Origin of the sequence: Sphingobacterium corticis (assembly GCF_042684745.1) — a bacterium.
GTDB classification, from domain to species: domain Bacteria; phylum Bacteroidota; class Bacteroidia; order Sphingobacteriales; family Sphingobacteriaceae; genus Sphingobacterium; species Sphingobacterium corticis.
The window spans coordinates 899,077-917,029 of record NZ_JBHUMA010000006.1 but is presented as its reverse complement, the minus strand read 5'-3'; the positions used below and the strand labels follow the sequence as shown (position 1 = coordinate 917,029).

The following is a 17,953-nucleotide window of genomic DNA, read 5'->3' as shown; positions in this document are numbered from 1 at the left end:
ACATGAAAGTAACGAACATCAGCATTATCATTTGTTTTGTGTTGCAGGCATTATTCTTAGTGAGCTGTAGCAAAACTGAATACGAAACCGCCAAGCAGCCATATACCGATGTCTTGAGCGTATATCTTTCCGGACAAAATGTTGGCAACGATCCGCTTCGCGGCGTCGTTTCTAAGGATAGCATTATTGTGTATTGGAATCCGCAATTGACAAAACCGGAAAATGTTACGCCGACGATTCAAATCGCGAAAGGCGCGACAATTAGTCCGGCATCAGGTACCGCAGTTCCATTTAATGGAGAAACAACCTACACCGTAACGGCAGAAAATGGCGATTCAAAAACCTACGTTTTTAAAATTAAAACCACGCGCGAAACGCCAGTTTTTACGGCTGTAGTGGGTAATTTGGATTACTTAAATGTGGTTGAAGGATCGGGATGGCGCGTAGTTCCTGAAAATCAAGCGACTTCCGGACTTTACCTGTTTTTGCTTGGTGAATATTTTCTAACAACAGGAAATCTGTCGGATGTAAAGGTTTACATGCAACGTGTACATGATGGCTTTGAGTTTGACTTACCGATAGATACCGCTACGGCAACGAACACCAATCTGCGTGTGGAGTTACCTAAGTTCTCCAATCAGCAGGATACAGGAAAGCACCGTATTTATGTAAAAGTGGGGGATTTAGTGTCTGATTCGAAAATCCTATTTATGCGAGCGCCAAATCTTGCATTGATATCGGGCAGCGTTACGCCGAATTTCGTAGAAGAAAATACAAACGTAACTCCCGGTCAACAACTTCATGTCAAATACCAATACGACGATAAAGTAAACGGAGCAGTCACGCGATACTACAAGAAAGATCATCTGCATAGCATCTTATTACATACACGCGCGGTCGAACGTATCGATACGACAATAAACCCGAGAACGGGACTTCCGCAATATCGATACACGTACAGAAACAAAACCTTCCCAATTCAAAATTTTGATGCTACGGAGAATGAAGTGAAGTTCAACATACCGGCGGAAGCCGAAGAATTCGTAGGTGGACATATTTCCTACATCCAATTTTTGTACGAATACATCAATCAAAACGGTATTTGGACACATCTCAGTGGTGATATGGCGGTTCAATACGGACAAACGATATCCATGTACAGCCAGCGGGGAACGGTTAATTATACCACAATTGTTTCCGCAAAAAAATAGCATAGCATGATCGCGAAAAAAATCATTTATCAAATCGGTATTGCCGGATTGTTTACGAGCTTTCTTTTCCAAGCTTGTTACAAGCTGGAAGATCCGTCGCCAAATTACGAAGATGGTGTGAGCACGGTGATTTACGATTTGCCGGGCGATACGTTGGCGACCGACGGTTGGCAACCGGAGTTGGAAACTAGAGATTTATATCTGCGACAACGTTTTTATAACAGTTCCTGGACGGATTCTATTCGCTTTACGCCGATAGCGAATGAAATCATCAACGGTGCACGCGGAGTTGATGTGGAGCGCGGCAGTAAAACGGCAGACGTTTGGATGCGAGAAGTGCTGGAAAGCGAAAAAAATATTCAATGGTTAAGTCCGGCGACTGCGCATCCGTCCGGAGCGATGGCGAATCAAGCTTATCAAAATACTTCTGATGGGTTACACTATATCCGCCGAACGAACAGTTGGTATCAAATGGAAATTGCGGTGGATAGCACGAACCAATCCGCGCAACCGCTAACCATTGATTGGCGTGGTTTTATGCAACAAGCGCCGAGCAATCCGCAAACGAATTGGGCATATCGCAATAACCGTAACAATCGGGTATATCTGTACAATGGAAAAGCTTGGGAGCTGCTAACGAAACCAGCCAATTATCGGCAGAATGAAAACTTCGTGGAAGTTCAGTTCAGTAAAAGTGGCAAGGAAGCCGGAGTGTTCAGTCCGTTTCTGTTTCGTTTCAAAGATAAATGGCAACATTTCCTGCGCGACAATGCGGATTCCGTTCGCTATTTGCGGACTGATGAATGGGATTTGGCATTCACTGGCGATTTGAATAGCATGATTTACCTCAACAACGGCCTTTCGCCATTGAGTCCGGGCAACGGTAGTCCGATTCGGAAAACGTCGGTTATTATGTACGAATATGGATACGAATTCATGGACGAAGCGCCGGAGGATGAGTTTTTTGATAACCGTCCGGTAAATACGATGCAGATCGGATTCGAATCGCAGTATGGACCCGGTATCAATTCCTGGTATCAAATCGGAAATACTTTCATCGCTAAACCATTTCCATATCGAGCGTATTTTCTTCGATTGGAACGAATCGATCCGAATACTGGAGAACGTTCGTATCAATATGGAAAACTACAATTAATAAGCATGTACAAAGGTGCGCCGGAGGTATTGACCGATGCGAATTGGCCATCGCCTTATATCAGCATGCGCTATTACATTCAACCTGACGGAAGCAGAAACTTGCGCACCAAAGATTAATAAACAAGCATGAGATTACTTTCTATTTTGCTAATCGGATGGTTAGCGTATATACCCACAACATTTGCGCAACAAAAGTTGCAGGGGCGTGTGCTGGCGCAGCGCTCCGATCAATCGACGGATGCGATTTCCGGCGCAGAAATACAAGTGGTTGGAACTACAGAAATCACGACAAGTGATGAAAATGGACGATATGTTTTTTCGAAATTAAATGCAAATCGGATTATTATCCAAACGAAAGCTTTAGGTTATCAAACACAAATCGATACGGTGCTGATTGCTGCCGAAAAAACGTTTACGCACGATATTTGGTTACAACGCAACGATCAACGCATTGATGAAGCCGTTGTAACTGGTCGGCGTATCAATGCGAATTTGGAAACCTTGGTAAAATTAGAAAATACCATTATGCCCGTGACGGTGATTGACCGACGTACGATTGAGCTGATGGGAAGCCGACGTTTGGATGAGGTGATGAAGGAGCAAACTGGTATTGCCATTGTTAATGATATTGCCGGTGGTGCGCGTTCAGTAGGTGTGCAGATGCAGGGATTCGGCAGTGAGTACATTATGGTGCTGATCGATGGACAGCCGATGGTTGGGCGGAACGGTGGTAATTTCGATTTATCGCGAATCAGCGTCAGCAATATCGAGCGCATCGAAATCACCAAAGGTGCTGCCGCAAATATTTATGGTGGTGATGCGCTTGGTGGAACGATCAACGTGATCACCAAACAGCTCGTTACTGAACCCCAAGCCATGACTTTCGTGAATGTCGGAAAGAACGAAACGGTGGATGTTTCGCTTGATGGCGAAGCGCCCGTTTTAAAACAGAAAGGTACGGTTTCCGGAAATCTTAATTATTACCGCACCGGCGGTTTCAATACCAATCAGGGAACCATTAAAGGAACAACGGCACCGCCTTATGATAATTATGCGGCGCAAAGCCGATTTAGATATCGCTTCAACGAAAATAACACGATGTCCGTGAGCGGACGCTATGGTTTGCGCCGAAGTTTTATGAGTCGGGAATTTTTAGGTGCTGATTTCCAAACGAACGATGTGCTTAGCGAGCAGGATATTAATTTATTCGCAAACTACGACGGCAAAATAAGTGATCGATGGCGTAGCATGACGCGCTATTATTTGACAAAGTACAATGCGGATATGAACGTCAGCTTATCGCAAGGCGACAGCATCAGCCAAACGAAGTTTGCGCAATTGTTTCATCGCTTGGAGCAACAAGTGGCGTACAGCGTCGACGATAAGTTGGATGTGATTACCGGGGTAGGAGGAACGATTGAAGGCATTGACCAAAATATTCTAACTGACGTAGATCAGATTCGTACGATCTTCGCTTATTCGCAGGCAAATTGGCAGGTTGATCCGCGCTTACATCTTACATTAGGGCTGCGCTATGATCACATTGACCAATACGGTTGGCGTTTAGATCCGAGTTTCGCAGCGCAATACCAAGTGCTACCTTCGTTAAGCGCCAAATTTGCTTACGGTACGGCTTTTAAAGCGCCTGATATGCGGAAGTTGTTTCAGGTAGCTTACAATCCGGTTCAAAATAATGTATTGGTGGGATCGTATGCCTTGCAAGATGTAATTAATCAACTCCGTCAATCCGGACGTATGAGCCAATACGAATTGCAGCCTGTTTACGACGAAATTCGTGGCCAAGCGCTGAATGCGGAAATGAGTCGCTCCTACAATTTCAGTCTGATCTGGCAAGGATTCGACAACCGTTTACGTGCGGAAGGTTCCGTATTCCACCACGAAATCGAGAACCAGATAAATCCGGTGTTAATAGGAACGGACATTGATGGTCAATTGATTTATTCCTATCGCAATCATGCGCGTGCTTTTTTCCGCGGAGCGGAATTATCGATGAATTTCAAACCAATTCCAGCTTTACAATTGGCTGCCGGATATCAGTATTTGATTGCGAAAGACCGAACCGTTGGCGATGAAATTCGCGAAGGCGGATTGTATAATAGTCCGTTATTCGATCCGGAAACGGGTTATGTCAATTATCAGCCTTCGGCAAAAGATTATTGGGGAATCGAAAATCGTTCGGTGCATATGTACAATGCGCAGGTTTTTTATACCTACGAACCGATGAACTTAAGTGCAAACCTCCGCGTGAATTATCGTGGGAAATATCCTTTTGCCGATTTGAATAACAATGGCTATATGGATCGTTTTGATACGTTTGTGCGCGGACATTATCTGTTGCATGCTGCGGTTGAAAAGAAGTTTCCTAAGCAACGTTTGGCAGTTCGTGCAACTACAGAGAATTTATTGAATTTTGTCGATCCTAAAGTACCATCCCAACCCGGAAGAATGTACTTTTTAGGACTTACATACCATCTATATCGGAATGATTAAATCCGTTCGCTTTTTGCGATTTTGTTTGATAATTATATTGTTTGTTCATCTTGACGCTGTTTTAGCACAAGATAAAGGATCGTTCGTTGGCTTGGTCACCGACGAATCCGGATCGCCAATCAATGGCGTCACCTTAGCTTTAGAGCCCGACCGTCATCAAGAGAAAACAAGTGAAAATGGTCGTTTCTCGTTTCCATCGTTGTATGCCGGATTGTATTATCTGACGATTCAACACGCCGGCTATGAGGTTTGGAAAGATTCGATTTCAATCGAGCCAAATAAAGAATTAAAGCGAACATTTACGCTTAAGGCTGGATCGCACGTTATTGGCGAAGTTGATGTTTGGCACGATGCCACGAAACTGGAAACGCCCGATAACCTCGTCCGCTTAGAGCGCGCTGCTATGCCGATGCGTATCATCACAAGGAAAGAAATCCAAATGATGGGTAGCCGTCGATTGGACGAAATTCTGAAAGAGCAAACCGGAATCGCTGTCGTGAATAATATGGGCGGAGGTAGTCGATCGGTTGGTGTGCAATTACAGGGATTTAGTAGCGATTATGTGATGATTCTGATTGATGGTCAGCCGATGGTTGGTCGTAACAATGGCAATTTCGATTTATCGCGCATTAGCGTCAGCAATATTGAACGCATTGAAATCGTCAAAGGCGCGTCGTCCTGTCTTTTCGGTAGCGAAGCGTTAGGCGGAGCGATCAACATTATCACGCGCCACGGTGCTTTAGAACCGCAGGCGCTGGCTTCAATCCGTTATGGAAGTTTGAATATGATCGATGCGACATTGGATGGCGAAACTTCCTTTGCGCAACAACGCGGAAATATCCATGTCGGTGCTAATTATTACCGCACAGATGGTTTTAATACCAATCCATATTTGGTTGACGGACAAACCAGTCCGCCGTATCAAAATTACAGTTTTCAAGCGCGCGGTCGCTATCAAGTAAGTGCGAATAGCACGGCAGGAGCGAGCATTCGATATGGAATTCGTCAATCCTTTATGCCGAAAAACTGGGGCGATAATTGGGTTTCTGAAGATCGGCAAGATGAGAAAGATTTAAACGTTTCGTTAACTTGGGATCAACGCCTTCGAAACGATTGGCAATTATTGAGCAGATATTATTACACGCAATACAATGCGGATGAGTTTGTGCAATGGCAGGATGCTGCTGACACGAGAAATAGCTTGGAGTTTGTGCAGCAGATTCATCGGCTGGAACAACAATTTGCCAAGAAATTCGCGAATGGTTTGCAGTTGACTGGTGGAATAGGAGGAAGTAGCGAAACCATGCGCGATCAGGCTTTGATCGGGAGCAAAAGCTTGTTTACAGGTTTTGGATTTCTCCAAGGAGAAAAAGCGCTTTCTAATAGAATAAATATTTTGGGCGGATTACGCTACGATCACACGGTCGATTTTGGCGGGCGTGTAAATCCAAGTTTGGGGATTAATGTAGCCATTAATGATCACCTAACGTGGAAGGCCGGCGTAGGAAGTGGTTTCAAAGTGCCAGATTATCGTACGCGCTATTTGGTTTTCTTTAATCCATCGGCCAGCTATTTGGTCGTGGGAAATGAAATGTTGCAACAAACGCTATCGCAACTTCAGGAAACAGGACAGATTAGCGAGGTACGTCGATATTTAATCAGTCAGCTGGATCAAAATTTGAAAGCGGAAAAAAGTATGTCTTACAATACGGGGTTAAATGCGCGATTAAATGAAAGTCTTTCTGGTGAATTCAATGTATTTTACCATATAATACGAAATCAAATTAATCCAATATTAGTAGCTACCGGAACGGAAATTAGTCAAATATTCTCTTACCAAAACTTAGCGAAGGTCGTTAATAAAGGTTTTGAAGCCAACGTGAAATGGACACCGATAAGCGATCTTGATATCCAATTTGGCTATCAATATCTGCTATCCAGGGATGTCAGCGTATTAGATAGCATTCGTGCAGGAAACTGGCCTTATAACCAAAACCTGCACAATCCGAAAACTGGAGAATCTCCGCCAGTTAGCACATCCGATTATTGGGGAATTGAAAACCGCTCTCGTCACATGCTGAACGTGCGCGCATTTTACACCTATAAACCTTGGGATACTAGCATTTCCATGCGTGTAAATTACCGCGGAAAGTATCCATTTGCGGACTTCAATGGCAATCAATTCATTGATCGATTTGATACATTTGTTCCCGGCCATTATCTAGTTAACGCGCACGTTGAAAAGAATTTTTACCACCAGGGTTTGGCTTTAAGATTTACCGTCGATAACGTGTTTAACTTTACTAACATGATGATGCCGGGTCAACCCGGTCGCTTATTCTTAGTTGGGTTAAGCTATCGATTGAGGAAGTGAGAAGTGAAAATTAAAAAGGTAAAAAGTAAAAATTAAAAAGGCAAAAGTTTGAATACTGCTATCTCAATACTAACATCTTAATACTTAATACCGAACATCTTAGTACTAATATCTCAAAACTCAATACTAACATCTTTAATACTCAATATTCGCTATTATTCCTTATGTTTGCAGCATTATTTAGACTTATATTAAATAAAGCCAAGATTATCTATGAAAGCATACAAACTCGCATCTTTATTATTTTGCCTAAGCGCAAGCACCACGTTTGCACAAAGTAATTCCGTATTTTTAAGTAGAGATTTTTGGGGAGGAAAACCTGATCTTCAAAAAGTGAAAACATTGGTAGCAGAAGGTAACGATCCTGCTGAGTCGAATGCTGCATCTTTCGATGTAACCACGATGGCCATCAATAGCGGAGCTTCGAACGAGGTGATTTTCTATTTATTGGATCAAGAAGGAAATCCTGTCGATAAAAAAACGCATCATAGCCGTCATTACTTGCACTGGGCAGCAGCCAATGGGAATAAGGAGGTAGTTGATTACCTAATAAAAAAAGGAGCTGACGTCAACTACGCAGACAGCTACGGAACGCCGATTGTAGCTTATGCAGCGAGTGGTGGAAATGAAAATACAGCAATCTATGATGCGTTATTTGCTAAAGGCGTTGATCCAAAGAAAACATACGCTGACGGCGCAACATTATTGATGCTTGCCGCGGCAGCGGATGAAGATTTGAAATTGACCAACTATTTCGAATCAAAAGGTCTTTCTGTAAAGGATAAAGACGCGCACGGTCGCACCGTTGCTGATTACGCTGCTAAATCAGGAAATAAGAAAATCGTGGAAGCATTTATCAAAAAAGGCGCGGAGTTGACCGATGACGCACTATTCTTCGCAAGTCAAGGTTTCCGTCGCCAAGCAAATGGACTGGATGTATATCAATATTTAGTCGAGGAAAAAGGATTGAACCCACAGGCAATTAACCATGAAGGAGCAACAATCCTACACGGTTTAGTTCGCGGTGGTAACATGGAGATTATTCAATACTTCCTAGATAAAAAGGTTGACGCTAAAAAAGCAAATAACGATGGAAATACGGCGTTAATGTTGGCATCGGTTGGACAAAAATCGGAAGTTGTTCAAGCGCTTTTGAACGCAGGAAGCGACGTGAATGCGCAAAACGAAAAGGGACAATCCGCTTTAACATTTGCGGTAGCAAACGGCTCTGCGGATAACGTAAAATTGCTTTTGGAAAAAGGTGCGAACGTGGATGTACTGGATAAAGATGGTCGTAATTTAGCATTTCATTGGTTCGATTCTTACCGCGAAGGCAGACCTGGACCTGGCGGTGCTCCAACCGGAAATCCTTTCAATGAAAAATTAGCTTTATTGAAGGCAAAAAATGTAGACGTTGCGAAACCACAATCTGACGGAAGCTCATTATTTCATATCGCAGTAGCAAAAGAAAACGTCCAATTGATTGAGCAAGCTGCCAAACTCGGTGCTGATGTAAACGCGCAGGATAACGAAGGAATGACGGCGTTGCATAAAGCAGCTTTGATTGCGAAAGATGATACGATTTTGAAGGCATTGGTGGCATTGGGAGCAGACAAAAATTTGAAAACTGAATTCGACGAAACAGCCTTTGATTTGGCGCAAGAGAACGAATTTTTAACTAACAATCAAGTTTCTACCGATTTCTTAAAATAGAACTATGAACAATCTCACGAAAATATTTTTACTTCTTGCTATCGTTTTTGGTTTATCATCTAGCGCATTCGCGCAATCAAGCAAATACAAGTGCATGATTCAAATGAATGCGTACGAAGGCGAGGCGGCGTATGTAATTATTTCGCTAGTTAATCCGCAGGGTGGTTACGAGAAGACGCTTTCCGTTTTAGGGCCAGACAAGCAATGGTATAATACCTTGAAAGAATGGTATAAATTTCAGAACAAAACCAAAGAAAAGTTGAATGCTATCACTGGCGCTTCAGTTGGCGGTGGGGATCGCGCGGTTCGAGTGATAGAGATTGATGCTGATAAAATGAACAAAGGTTACAAACTTCGTTTTGAATCGGCTGTAGAAGAACAAAAATACCATACCACGGATGCGGAGGTAGCACTAACCACTGATGGCGTTACTGCGCGCACCAACGGGAAAGGTTATATACGTTTTGTAAAATTGACGAAAGCGCAATAATTTATAGTACATGACTTTGTCCATTTGGAGGTATGCCCATCTAGTTTTAGCATGGGCATCTTCTTTGTTTTTACTACTGCTTTCCGTCACCGGAATTATTTTAGCATACGACGCTGTCGATAGCAACAGCTCGAACTTCGCGATTGCTGATTTGGATACCATATCGTTAGCGAATACGGTTTCTCAATTGAAGCAGCAATATCCTGAAATTTTAGAACTTGTTGTTGATCGTCAGTCACGCGTTTATTTGGATGCATTGAACGAAGACAGCGAAGCCGTACAAGGCTACATTGATCCAATTTCTGGCAAACTTTTAGGTGCTAAAGAAGAGAAAAGTGATTTTATTCAGTGGACGACAACGTTACATCGCTCGCTGTTTCTCCACGAGACAGGTCGGATCGTCGTCGGCGTGATATCATTTTTACTCCTGCTAATCACCATTTCCGGCATCTTGTTAATCGTAAAACGCCAACAGAACTGGAAGCGGTTTTTCTCCAAAGTGCGTAAGGATTTTTTCGCGCAGTATTTTCATGTTGTTAGCGGTCGATTGATGTTGATCCCAATTTTATTGATCGCGTTGACCGGAACATATCTGTTCTTAGTGCGAACGAACATTATCGCTAAACCGGAATCCGTGCAAGAATATGTGGTCAATCAAAGTGAGGAGGTTTCGACTTCTGTTTTGGATTTTCGTTTGTTTCAACAAACGAAGCTGTCTGATGTAGAACGCATTGAGTTTCCATTTATTGAAGATGATCCAGAAGAATTTTATATCATCACGCTGAAAGATCGTCAGTTGACAGTCAGTCAAATGGATGGTGCCATTTTGAAGGAAACCAAATATGCTTATACCGCGGTTTGGGAAAAGATCAGCTTGGATCTACACACCGGACAAACTAATCGAGGATTAGCGATCGTACTAGGTTTGGCTGCGCTGAATATTCTATTCTTTATTTATACAGGTTTTGTAATCACGTTTCGACGTACGCGCAGTCGTATCAAGAACAAGTTTTCCGCAAAAACAGCCGAAGTAATTTTGTTGGTTGGTTCAGAGAATGGAACCACCTTGGCGATGGCAAATCGAGTACATAAACAATTGCTTGATCAAGGTGTCAAAAGTTTTGTAGACTCTTTGAATGGATATGATAAATATCCGAATGCTAAGCATTTGCTTGTTTTTACCTGTACTTACGGTTTGGGTGAAGCACCTCAGGGAGCAAAACAATTTCAATCTCGATTAGCGCAGTTTCCGCAAGTGCAGGATGTTCAGTTCTCCGTTCTAGGTTTCGGTTCAAAATCATATCCTGATTTTTGCGCTTACGCTATGAAAGTCGATGCTTTGCTCCAAGAACAAACTTGGGCGAAACAGATTTTACCATTATATACGGTTAATGATCGTTCGGCCGATGATGTAGTGAATTGGGTACACGCGTGGACGAAAGAAAGTGGAATAACTTTGGCAACAGCCAAATCGGTTTACGAAGAAAAAATGCCATCGCTGCAACAGTTTAAAGTGGTGAGCAAAACGAAAGTAATTGAAGGCGATCCGATATTCAAAGTGGTCTTAAAACCAATCAAACGTCTACGCATAAAATCAGGTGATTTATTAGCTATTTATCCGAAGAATGATGCCACGGAACGATTCTATTCGATTGCCCGTGTTAACGGTTGCGTACAGCTTCTTGTGAAGCTTCATCCGCATGGGTTAGGATCTGGATATTTAAATGAGTTAAAAGATAATAAATTATTATCAGCGAGATGGTTACCGAATACGCATTTTCATTTTCCAAAGAAAGCAAAACAAGTAGTTATGATTGCCAATGGAACGGGAATCGCACCATTTTTAGGGATGTTGGACAACAATAAATCAAAGATTCCTACGCGTTTGTATGTAGGATTTAGAAACAAGCAACCATCCAACGAATCCTATGCAGAATTTGCCGATAAGCAAATTAACTCAGGAAAGTTGAGTTCCTATCATGTTGCGTATTCTCGAGAAGTGACCAGTCAATATGTGTTGGATTTGATCAAGGAAGACGCGGAATATTTTGCTAATTTATTGGCTGATCGTGGTGTGATTTTGATTTGTGGAGCGTTGCAAATGCAGCGCGATGTAGAATCTATTTTGGATGAATTATTAGCAAAGCGGAATCTTAAAGATTTAGCATTCTATCGCGATCGCGGACAACTTCTAACCGATTGTTATTGATGTTTATTTTACCAAGCCTTCGTCGTTTACAACGTTTGTTGATCGCAACCCTTGCAATTAGTTTGTTAGGATACCCAAGTGTTTCCGCACAAGATGTTTTGGTGCGCAAGCAAACCACATTAATGGGATCCGTTTTCGAAATAACCATCGTCGATGTTGATTCTGCGAGTGCGAAGAAGAATATTGAAGTGGTAATCGCCGAGATCGACCGAATTGAAAATCTGATTTCCGAATGGCGGCCACATACACAAATTTCTCAAGTAAATCAGCAAGCAGGAATTCGACCTGTAAAGGTCGATCGCGAAGTTTTTGAATTAACAAAGCGTGCAATCGCCTATTCGGAAATGTCGGACGGCGCTTTTGATATCAGCGTCGCCGGTTTGGATAAAGTTTGGCGTTTTGACGGTTCGGTGGATACGCTTCCTTCCGGCGAAGAACTACAAAAAAGTATCGCACGCGTAGGCTACGAGAATATTTTCTTGGATAGCTTGAAATCAACCATTTATCTTAAAAACTGCGGAATGAAGATTGGGTTTGGATCGATAGGAAAGGGCTACGCAGCAGATAAAGGACGAGAATTGATGGAAAGAAGCGGAGTAAAAGGCGGTATCGTAAACGCATCCGGCGACATGGCGATGTGGGGAAATCCGCCGAAACAAAAGTTTTGGAAGATTGGAGTCGATGATCCATTTCACAGCAATAAAATCGTAAAGACATTAAAGATTAAAAGCGGAGCGATTGCGACTTCAGGAAGTACACAGAAATTTGTCGAGTTTGACGGCGTGCGTTATAGTCATATTATTAATCCGAAAACCGGATATCCTTCCACTGGATTGACAAGCGCAACAGTTTATGGCCCATCTGCCGAGTTTGCCAATGCGCTAAGCACCTCCATTATGGTGTTAGGAGCGGAGCAAGGTAGAAAACTGATAAAGCGCTATCCCAATTACCGTTATATTTTTGTTTCGGATAACGGCGACATTGAAAAGAGCAAATAAGATGGTTAAACATTTTTATTTACTCGCTTTTGAATACGCATATTTACGCGTTATAATTAATTGGTAATCGCCATCAACCATCTCGTAAAAGTTGCTCTCCGTAACGGCATAAGGATTGTCCAACAAAAATTTTACTCCTGCGTCAATCTATGATTTTTTACATCACCATTAGCAGTAACCATCGTTGATGAGCGCACATTTTTCGCCTCCGAGTATCCTTGAAGCTTCAGAAAAGCTTCAAGGAACCTTTTGGCTTGAAGACACCCTTGTTGGATGATTTCAAAGATAATTGCAAGGTGTGATGATGACTACAGAAGTCATCAACGACAAGTATAAAAAGGTTTGTATAATTTGCTTTTAGCAAATGGATTGCTAGCCGATATATTATGCAATCAATTAGGTTATAGCTTCGCCTATTTGTTCAAGAACTCAAATTTATCTTCAAATAATTTTCCAACTACTGGCAACGGTTTTTCTACTTCGTTAGAAGCATTGATAATTCCAAAGATCATTAATACTAGGAAAGCAAGACCGATATAACTTAGAAATGCCAGAGCAGGGACGATCATTACCAGGATGGAAATAGCAACATTAAAAACAAGCGACAGAATAAATAAACCTAAAGCTTGTTTTAAATGATATTTTAATAAGCTATTTGCGGTATCTTTTCCAGAAAAATAAGCAATTAACCAACCGATTAATGTGATGTACGAAACGAATGAAAGTGTTTTGTTGTCCATGATTAGATGATTTTTTAATAGTTAAAATTTGAAAATATATAGATGATGGTTTCTTCGATAGATGGTTGCTACATTTTGGTAAAAATGCTCGTCAACGATATTGCAATTACTAGCACTAGAAGCGCCAGAAGCCAAAACCACATCCACCAAGGTGTTTTGGCATTTTTACGTGCAAGCTTATCGGCTTTTACTAATTCCGGATTGTACTGGTATTCTTCTAAAACCTGTTTGCAATGCGAGCATTGAGAAGCAGAAGATCTCCAAAGCGGAAATGCCGGAACCCAAAAAATGTGGAAGTAGCTCCGGTAAATATAAACCCAAATGCTATTGTTAGATTCGCAATGTCCGCAGGTTACTTCTGCCTGTTCTGAGCCAATATTTTTTGAACGCGTACCGAAAATAATCATAGCTTGAAATTTAATTTTTCTTAGTGTAGATAGATAAAAGGTCGATCTCCATAGGATCTAGATCGCCTTTCACAATTTTCCAATTAATATTTCTGTATTCCTATTAATTTACAGCTACATACTGCCTACTAATGGTTTCCGTGTGTCTACAAAATGACCACATATTGCACGTAGTTGTTTGACTATCAGTATCTTTTTGTGATAAATGTTTTGTTTTTTTAGTGTCTTTTATAGCTATCTGATTTGCATTTTTAGTATTTTTAGAAGGTGAAACAACTACTTATAATTTTTGCTACCTTTCTATATATTCCTGTATTTGCACAAAGTGATTATCTAGATAGCTTGAAGAAAGTCTATAGCGATGATGGTAATTCTGTCGATCATCGCTTCCGCGCCCTTAACCAATTAGTAGACTGGTACCGCGTAAACGAGCGGTACGATGAGGCAAATGGATGGGTCGATAAGCAAATTCATTTAGCATCCAAAGAAAATAATGAGTTGGAGAAAATAAAAGCATTGGTACAACGCGGTACGATTTACAAACAGGATTTTGAAAAGCTCGAACTAATAATTGATACTATTTCAAAGATCACAAAGCGCGTTAAGGATCCGTTAGCAATTGCTTATTTCGAATATCTTCAAGCTTTTAGGTTATTTCATCTCGGCGACGTCCAGCAAGCTGTTCAGATCGCCCTAAATGCGTTGGGCAGTGTAGATCGCTCAGAAGATTATTACATCCGCGCGAAACTTCGTTATTTGTTGTACACGGTGTATGTTGATTGGCACGATGGCGGTAAATGCTATGACTATGCTAAACAATCCGTTTGGGATGCAGAGAAGACTGGAAATCAAAACTTATTAAGTAATGCTTACGCAGGATTAGCAGTTGCTTACACCTACAAATACGATGAAACAAACAAGAAAATGTATTTGGATTCGGTGCTCCACTTTACGCAAAGAGCTATTGACCTTTACCAAGAATTCCCCATGCAAGTGGCCACATATACCTATGCTATCGCTCGGGTAAATAAAGCCAGTTATTTGTTCCGGTTTTTCCCGGAGCTCACTCCAGCGATTCGTGAAGACATTGAAGATAACGCAGCAGAGGTGCTTCGAGTTAGCCGTACAGTGAAAAATGGTCAGTCTGTCGTTGCAAGTGCTTACGGAATATTAAGCGAGCTGGCGCGGCGCGATGGCGATCTGAAGTCGGCAGAAGACTATCTACTACGCGCCTATACAGTCATCTTAAGCTATGAACCCATTTATTATCATACCATGATCAATGTGGTACGCGGACTGTCGGAGTTGTACGCGGAAATGGGAAACTATAAAAAAGCTTATGAATACGAACAAAAAGTGGCAGAATATAGCCGAAAACTTTTTGACGAGAATCAAGCCGAGACAACGAAAAGGACCGAGGCACTTTACCAGTTTGAAAAGAAGGAACAGGAGTTAGCTTCAATGTCCGAGATAGCAAATCAGCAGAATAAGATGAAAACCTTATATGCTGTTTTGATTGTTATTTTAATAATAGGCGCATTTTTTATGTTTCGCTCTTATCAAGATCGCCTACGCTACTCTTTGGTTAGGGAGAAGCAATTGAATGCGGAAAAGCACGAGGCAGAGCTGAAAATACAGCTGGCGGAGGAAGAAAAAAATCGTTTGAAAGCAGAACAGGAATTGTTGAGCTTGCGGGAGCAACAATTGCAAGACGAAGTGCTAGCTAATCAATTGCATCTTCAGCATAAGAATGAAGTGCTGAAAAGCTTAAAAGAAAAGCTGAGCGATAATAGCGCGGTGAACATTCAGCAGGTACTTCGAGAAGAAAACCTGTTCGATAACGATTTTGAAAATGTCAAATTTCGTATTCAGGAATTACATCCGCATTTCTTCAAAAATTTAACCCATAAATCGAAGCAGCGATTGACTACCTTGGATTTGAAGTACTGTGCGTATCTATATCTCGGAATTGACACCAAACAAATCGCAAATTTGCTAAACGTGGAGCCGAAAAGCGTTCGGATGACGAAATACCGGTTAAAGAAGAAATTTGGTTTAGAAGAACAAGAAAGGTTGGAAGATTTCATTAAAATTTAATTATTCGCTAATCGTGAACACAGCGATTATCTTATCTTTGTCTTCTTCACAAAACTGACCTTTCATCGCAAACATGAATTACTACTTCCGATTACGAATCACTTTATTGAAACGATATGCGGAAGATGCTGGAATTCCATTTCCAATGGCGATTTTGGTAGCGACTATTTTGCTGGCGTTGCTTTTTTCCGTTGGACAAAGATCGCCGAAATACTATCCGTTTGTATTGATCGGTTTGCAATTTATTTTGTTGAAGAGCTTATCATCCCGCACGCAGCTGCTGGCGCTTCGACAAATTTTTTCTGCTTCGCAATATTATCGCATTCGATTTCTAGAAAATTATTTGGTTTCTCTACCGATCATTGCTTTAGCTCTTGTTCATCCGCAATGGTTGCTTTGCTTAGCGGTGGTAATTATGCCTGGAATAATAGTTTTCAGCGGAGCAATGGCGATTAGTGGCCTAGTAGTCCCCACGCCGTTTTCAAAAAAGCCATTTGAGTTTGCTCTTTTGTTTCGCAAAGCTTGGTGGATTTGGATGTTGTTACATGCCCTTTGCCTGATTAGCTTGCTTTACGGAAACGAAAATTTAGCATTCGTTTTGCTCGGCGCTACTGCCTTAATAGCGCTGCAAGCATACGATGTTGTGGAGGATGAGCATTTGGTATGGAATTATGTTTTATCGCCAAAACGGTATCTATGGATGAAATTTATTCGGGGAGTCAAAGATCTTTTGATTTGGACTTTGCCGATGCTTATTTTAGTGCTGATTCGTTTTCCGGAAGGAATATGGATGATATTATTGCTATGCTTTGTCGTAATCTTATTGCTTGGGCTTACCATCTTGATGAAATATAGCCGTTATCCAAGCCGTCCTGGAGTTGTAGAAATTTTGGCTTTTGCGTTTTCAGTTGCAACCATCATTCCGTTGCCATTATTATGCATTCATCTTTACAAGAAATCCGTGCGTCGGTTGAAACAATGTTTATGATCGTTTTAAAACAACTCAACAAATCTTTCGGTAAAAATCCGGTGCTTCAAAATATTTCTTTCGAGTTTTCCGCTGGAAAAGTTTATGGTATGGTTGGACAAAACGGTGCAGGTAAAACTACGCTGTTTCGCTGCTTGGCGGGGTTGGAATCATACAAAGGGATAATCGAAAGATCGGGACAATCGGAGAAAGCGTATTTGGGATATGTTCCTGCGGAGTTACATTTCTTAGCTAAATTAACGGGGGCGGAGTACTTACGATTGATGTTGCAGGCAAGAAATAGAAAGCTCGATTCTTTGGAATCCATCAACGTTTTTGATTTACCATTAAACGAGTACATCGTTAGCTATTCTACAGGAATGAAAAAGAAGTTGTCGATTTTGGGCGCGCTTCTTCAAGATAATCACGTGTTTATTTTCGACGAAGTCTATAATGGCTTAGATTTTCAAAGTTGCTTATTGCTTACAGATATCATTAAGCGCTTGAAAAAGGAAAATAAGTTGGTTTTAATCTCGTCGCACGTATTTGCACTTTTGGAAGAAACGTGCGACGAGATTTTGTATTTGAAAGATGGTACGATTGCTCGTTCTAGCGATCGTTCGGAATTTCCCAATCTAAAAACTTTCCTGTCCGAAGACATGAATGCCAACAATCTGGATACGCTATTTGATCAACTTAAATCGCCTTAATATTCGTATTTCTCTACCGATTTAACTTGGTTTTCGCCTTCGGTAAAAACTAAAGTCGGCTGATAAATATCTGCTTCTTCGGGAGATAAGTTGATAAACGAAAGAATATGTACGGTGTCGCCAACTTTAGCGTGTAGCGCTGCGCCGCCATTCATGCAAACCTCGCCGCTTCCGCGTTTTCCGGGAAGCACATAAGTCATAATTCGACTTCCATTTACTGCATTATTAATGTAAACCTGCTCATATTTTTTGATTCCTGCTGCATCCAATAGGTCAGCATCAATCGTTATAGATCCGTTATATGCAACGTTTGCTTCAGTGACCTTTACGGTATGAATTTTTGATTTTAAAAGAGTTACTTCCATGTT

At 41.5% G+C, this 17,953-nt stretch carries 14 protein-coding genes; 11 read left to right on the top strand and 3 right to left on the bottom strand.

The genetic code is table 11. The features are described from left to right. Positions 1-2: 2 nt before the first annotated feature. The 8 genes from ACFSQ3_RS09950 to ACFSQ3_RS09915 all read left to right on the top strand — a co-directional run bounded on the left by ACFSQ3_RS09950 (position 3) and on the right by ACFSQ3_RS09915 (position 12,664). Positions 3-1,211 (top strand): hypothetical protein, encoded by a 1,209-nt coding sequence (locus ACFSQ3_RS09950; protein ID WP_380869394.1) that lies wholly within the window; start codon positions 3-5, stop codon positions 1,209-1,211. Between the two features lie 6 nt (positions 1,212-1,217). Next, entirely contained in the window at positions 1,218-2,486 is a 1,269-nt protein-coding gene (locus ACFSQ3_RS09945; protein WP_380869393.1) for a hypothetical protein, read from the top strand. A 9-nt stretch (positions 2,487-2,495) separates the two neighbouring features. Then, positions 2,496-4,880, top strand: a complete 2,385-nt coding sequence (locus ACFSQ3_RS09940) for a TonB-dependent receptor (RefSeq protein ID WP_380869392.1) — start codon at positions 2,496-2,498, stop codon at positions 4,878-4,880. Then, positions 4,873-7,254, top strand: a complete 2,382-nt coding sequence (locus tag ACFSQ3_RS09935) for a TonB-dependent receptor (protein ID WP_380869391.1) — start codon at positions 4,873-4,875, stop codon at positions 7,252-7,254. Before ACFSQ3_RS09940 ends, ACFSQ3_RS09935 begins: the two co-directional genes overlap by 8 nt. 213 nt (positions 7,255-7,467) lie before the next feature. Continuing rightward, a complete protein-coding gene (locus ACFSQ3_RS09930; RefSeq protein WP_380869390.1) occupies positions 7,468-8,967 on the top strand; it encodes an ankyrin repeat domain-containing protein in 1,500 nt (499 codons plus the stop codon). A gap of 4 nt (positions 8,968-8,971) precedes the next feature. Further along, complete coding sequence (locus ACFSQ3_RS09925; protein ID WP_380869389.1) at positions 8,972-9,457, top strand: DUF2271 domain-containing protein; 486 nt, start codon at positions 8,972-8,974, stop codon at positions 9,455-9,457. Positions 9,458-9,467: 10 nt separating this feature from the next. Next, on the top strand, positions 9,468-11,666 hold the full coding sequence (locus ACFSQ3_RS09920) for a PepSY domain-containing protein (protein ID WP_380869388.1): 2,199 nt from the start codon (positions 9,468-9,470) through the stop codon (positions 11,664-11,666). Next, a complete protein-coding gene (locus ACFSQ3_RS09915; protein WP_380869387.1) occupies positions 11,666-12,664 on the top strand; it encodes an FAD:protein FMN transferase in 999 nt (332 codons plus the stop codon). Before ACFSQ3_RS09920 ends, ACFSQ3_RS09915 begins: the two co-directional genes overlap by 1 nt. A 413-nt stretch (positions 12,665-13,077) precedes the next feature. On the opposite strand, the gene ACFSQ3_RS09910 is transcribed toward ACFSQ3_RS09915, so the two are convergent. Together ACFSQ3_RS09910 and ACFSQ3_RS09905 are read right to left on the bottom strand one after the other, a co-directional pair. Further along, positions 13,078-13,404 (bottom strand): DUF4870 domain-containing protein, encoded by a 327-nt coding sequence (locus ACFSQ3_RS09910; RefSeq protein ID WP_380869386.1) that lies wholly within the window; start codon positions 13,402-13,404, stop codon positions 13,078-13,080. Between the two features lie 68 nt (positions 13,405-13,472). Then, entirely contained in the window at positions 13,473-13,811 is a 339-nt protein-coding gene (locus ACFSQ3_RS09905) for a hypothetical protein (protein WP_380869385.1), read from the bottom strand. 342 nt (positions 13,812-14,153) lie between these two features. Here ACFSQ3_RS09905 and ACFSQ3_RS09900 point away from each other — a divergent pair, with 342 nt between their 5' ends. The 3 genes from ACFSQ3_RS09900 to ACFSQ3_RS09890 all read left to right on the top strand — a co-directional run bounded on the left by ACFSQ3_RS09900 (position 14,154) and on the right by ACFSQ3_RS09890 (position 17,585). After that, a complete protein-coding gene (locus tag ACFSQ3_RS09900; RefSeq protein ID WP_380869384.1) occupies positions 14,154-15,908 on the top strand; it encodes a transcriptional regulator in 1,755 nt (584 codons plus the stop codon). Positions 15,909-15,981: 73 nt separating this feature from the next. Then, complete coding sequence (locus tag ACFSQ3_RS09895) at positions 15,982-16,896, top strand: hypothetical protein (RefSeq protein ID WP_380869383.1); 915 nt, start codon at positions 15,982-15,984, stop codon at positions 16,894-16,896. Further along, positions 16,893-17,585, top strand: a complete 693-nt coding sequence (locus ACFSQ3_RS09890; protein WP_380869382.1) for an ABC transporter ATP-binding protein — start codon at positions 16,893-16,895, stop codon at positions 17,583-17,585. The genes ACFSQ3_RS09895 and ACFSQ3_RS09890 overlap by 4 nt, the downstream gene beginning before the upstream one ends. Here ACFSQ3_RS09890 and panD read toward each other — a convergent pair. Beyond that, the gene (gene panD, locus ACFSQ3_RS09885) at positions 17,582-17,950 is read right to left on the bottom strand and encodes an aspartate 1-decarboxylase (RefSeq protein ID WP_380869381.1); all 369 of its coding nucleotides are present in this window, start codon (positions 17,948-17,950) and stop codon (positions 17,582-17,584) included. The two genes, ACFSQ3_RS09890 and panD, sit on opposite strands and share 4 nt — an antisense overlap. Between the last annotated feature and the right edge of the window lie 3 nt (positions 17,951-17,953).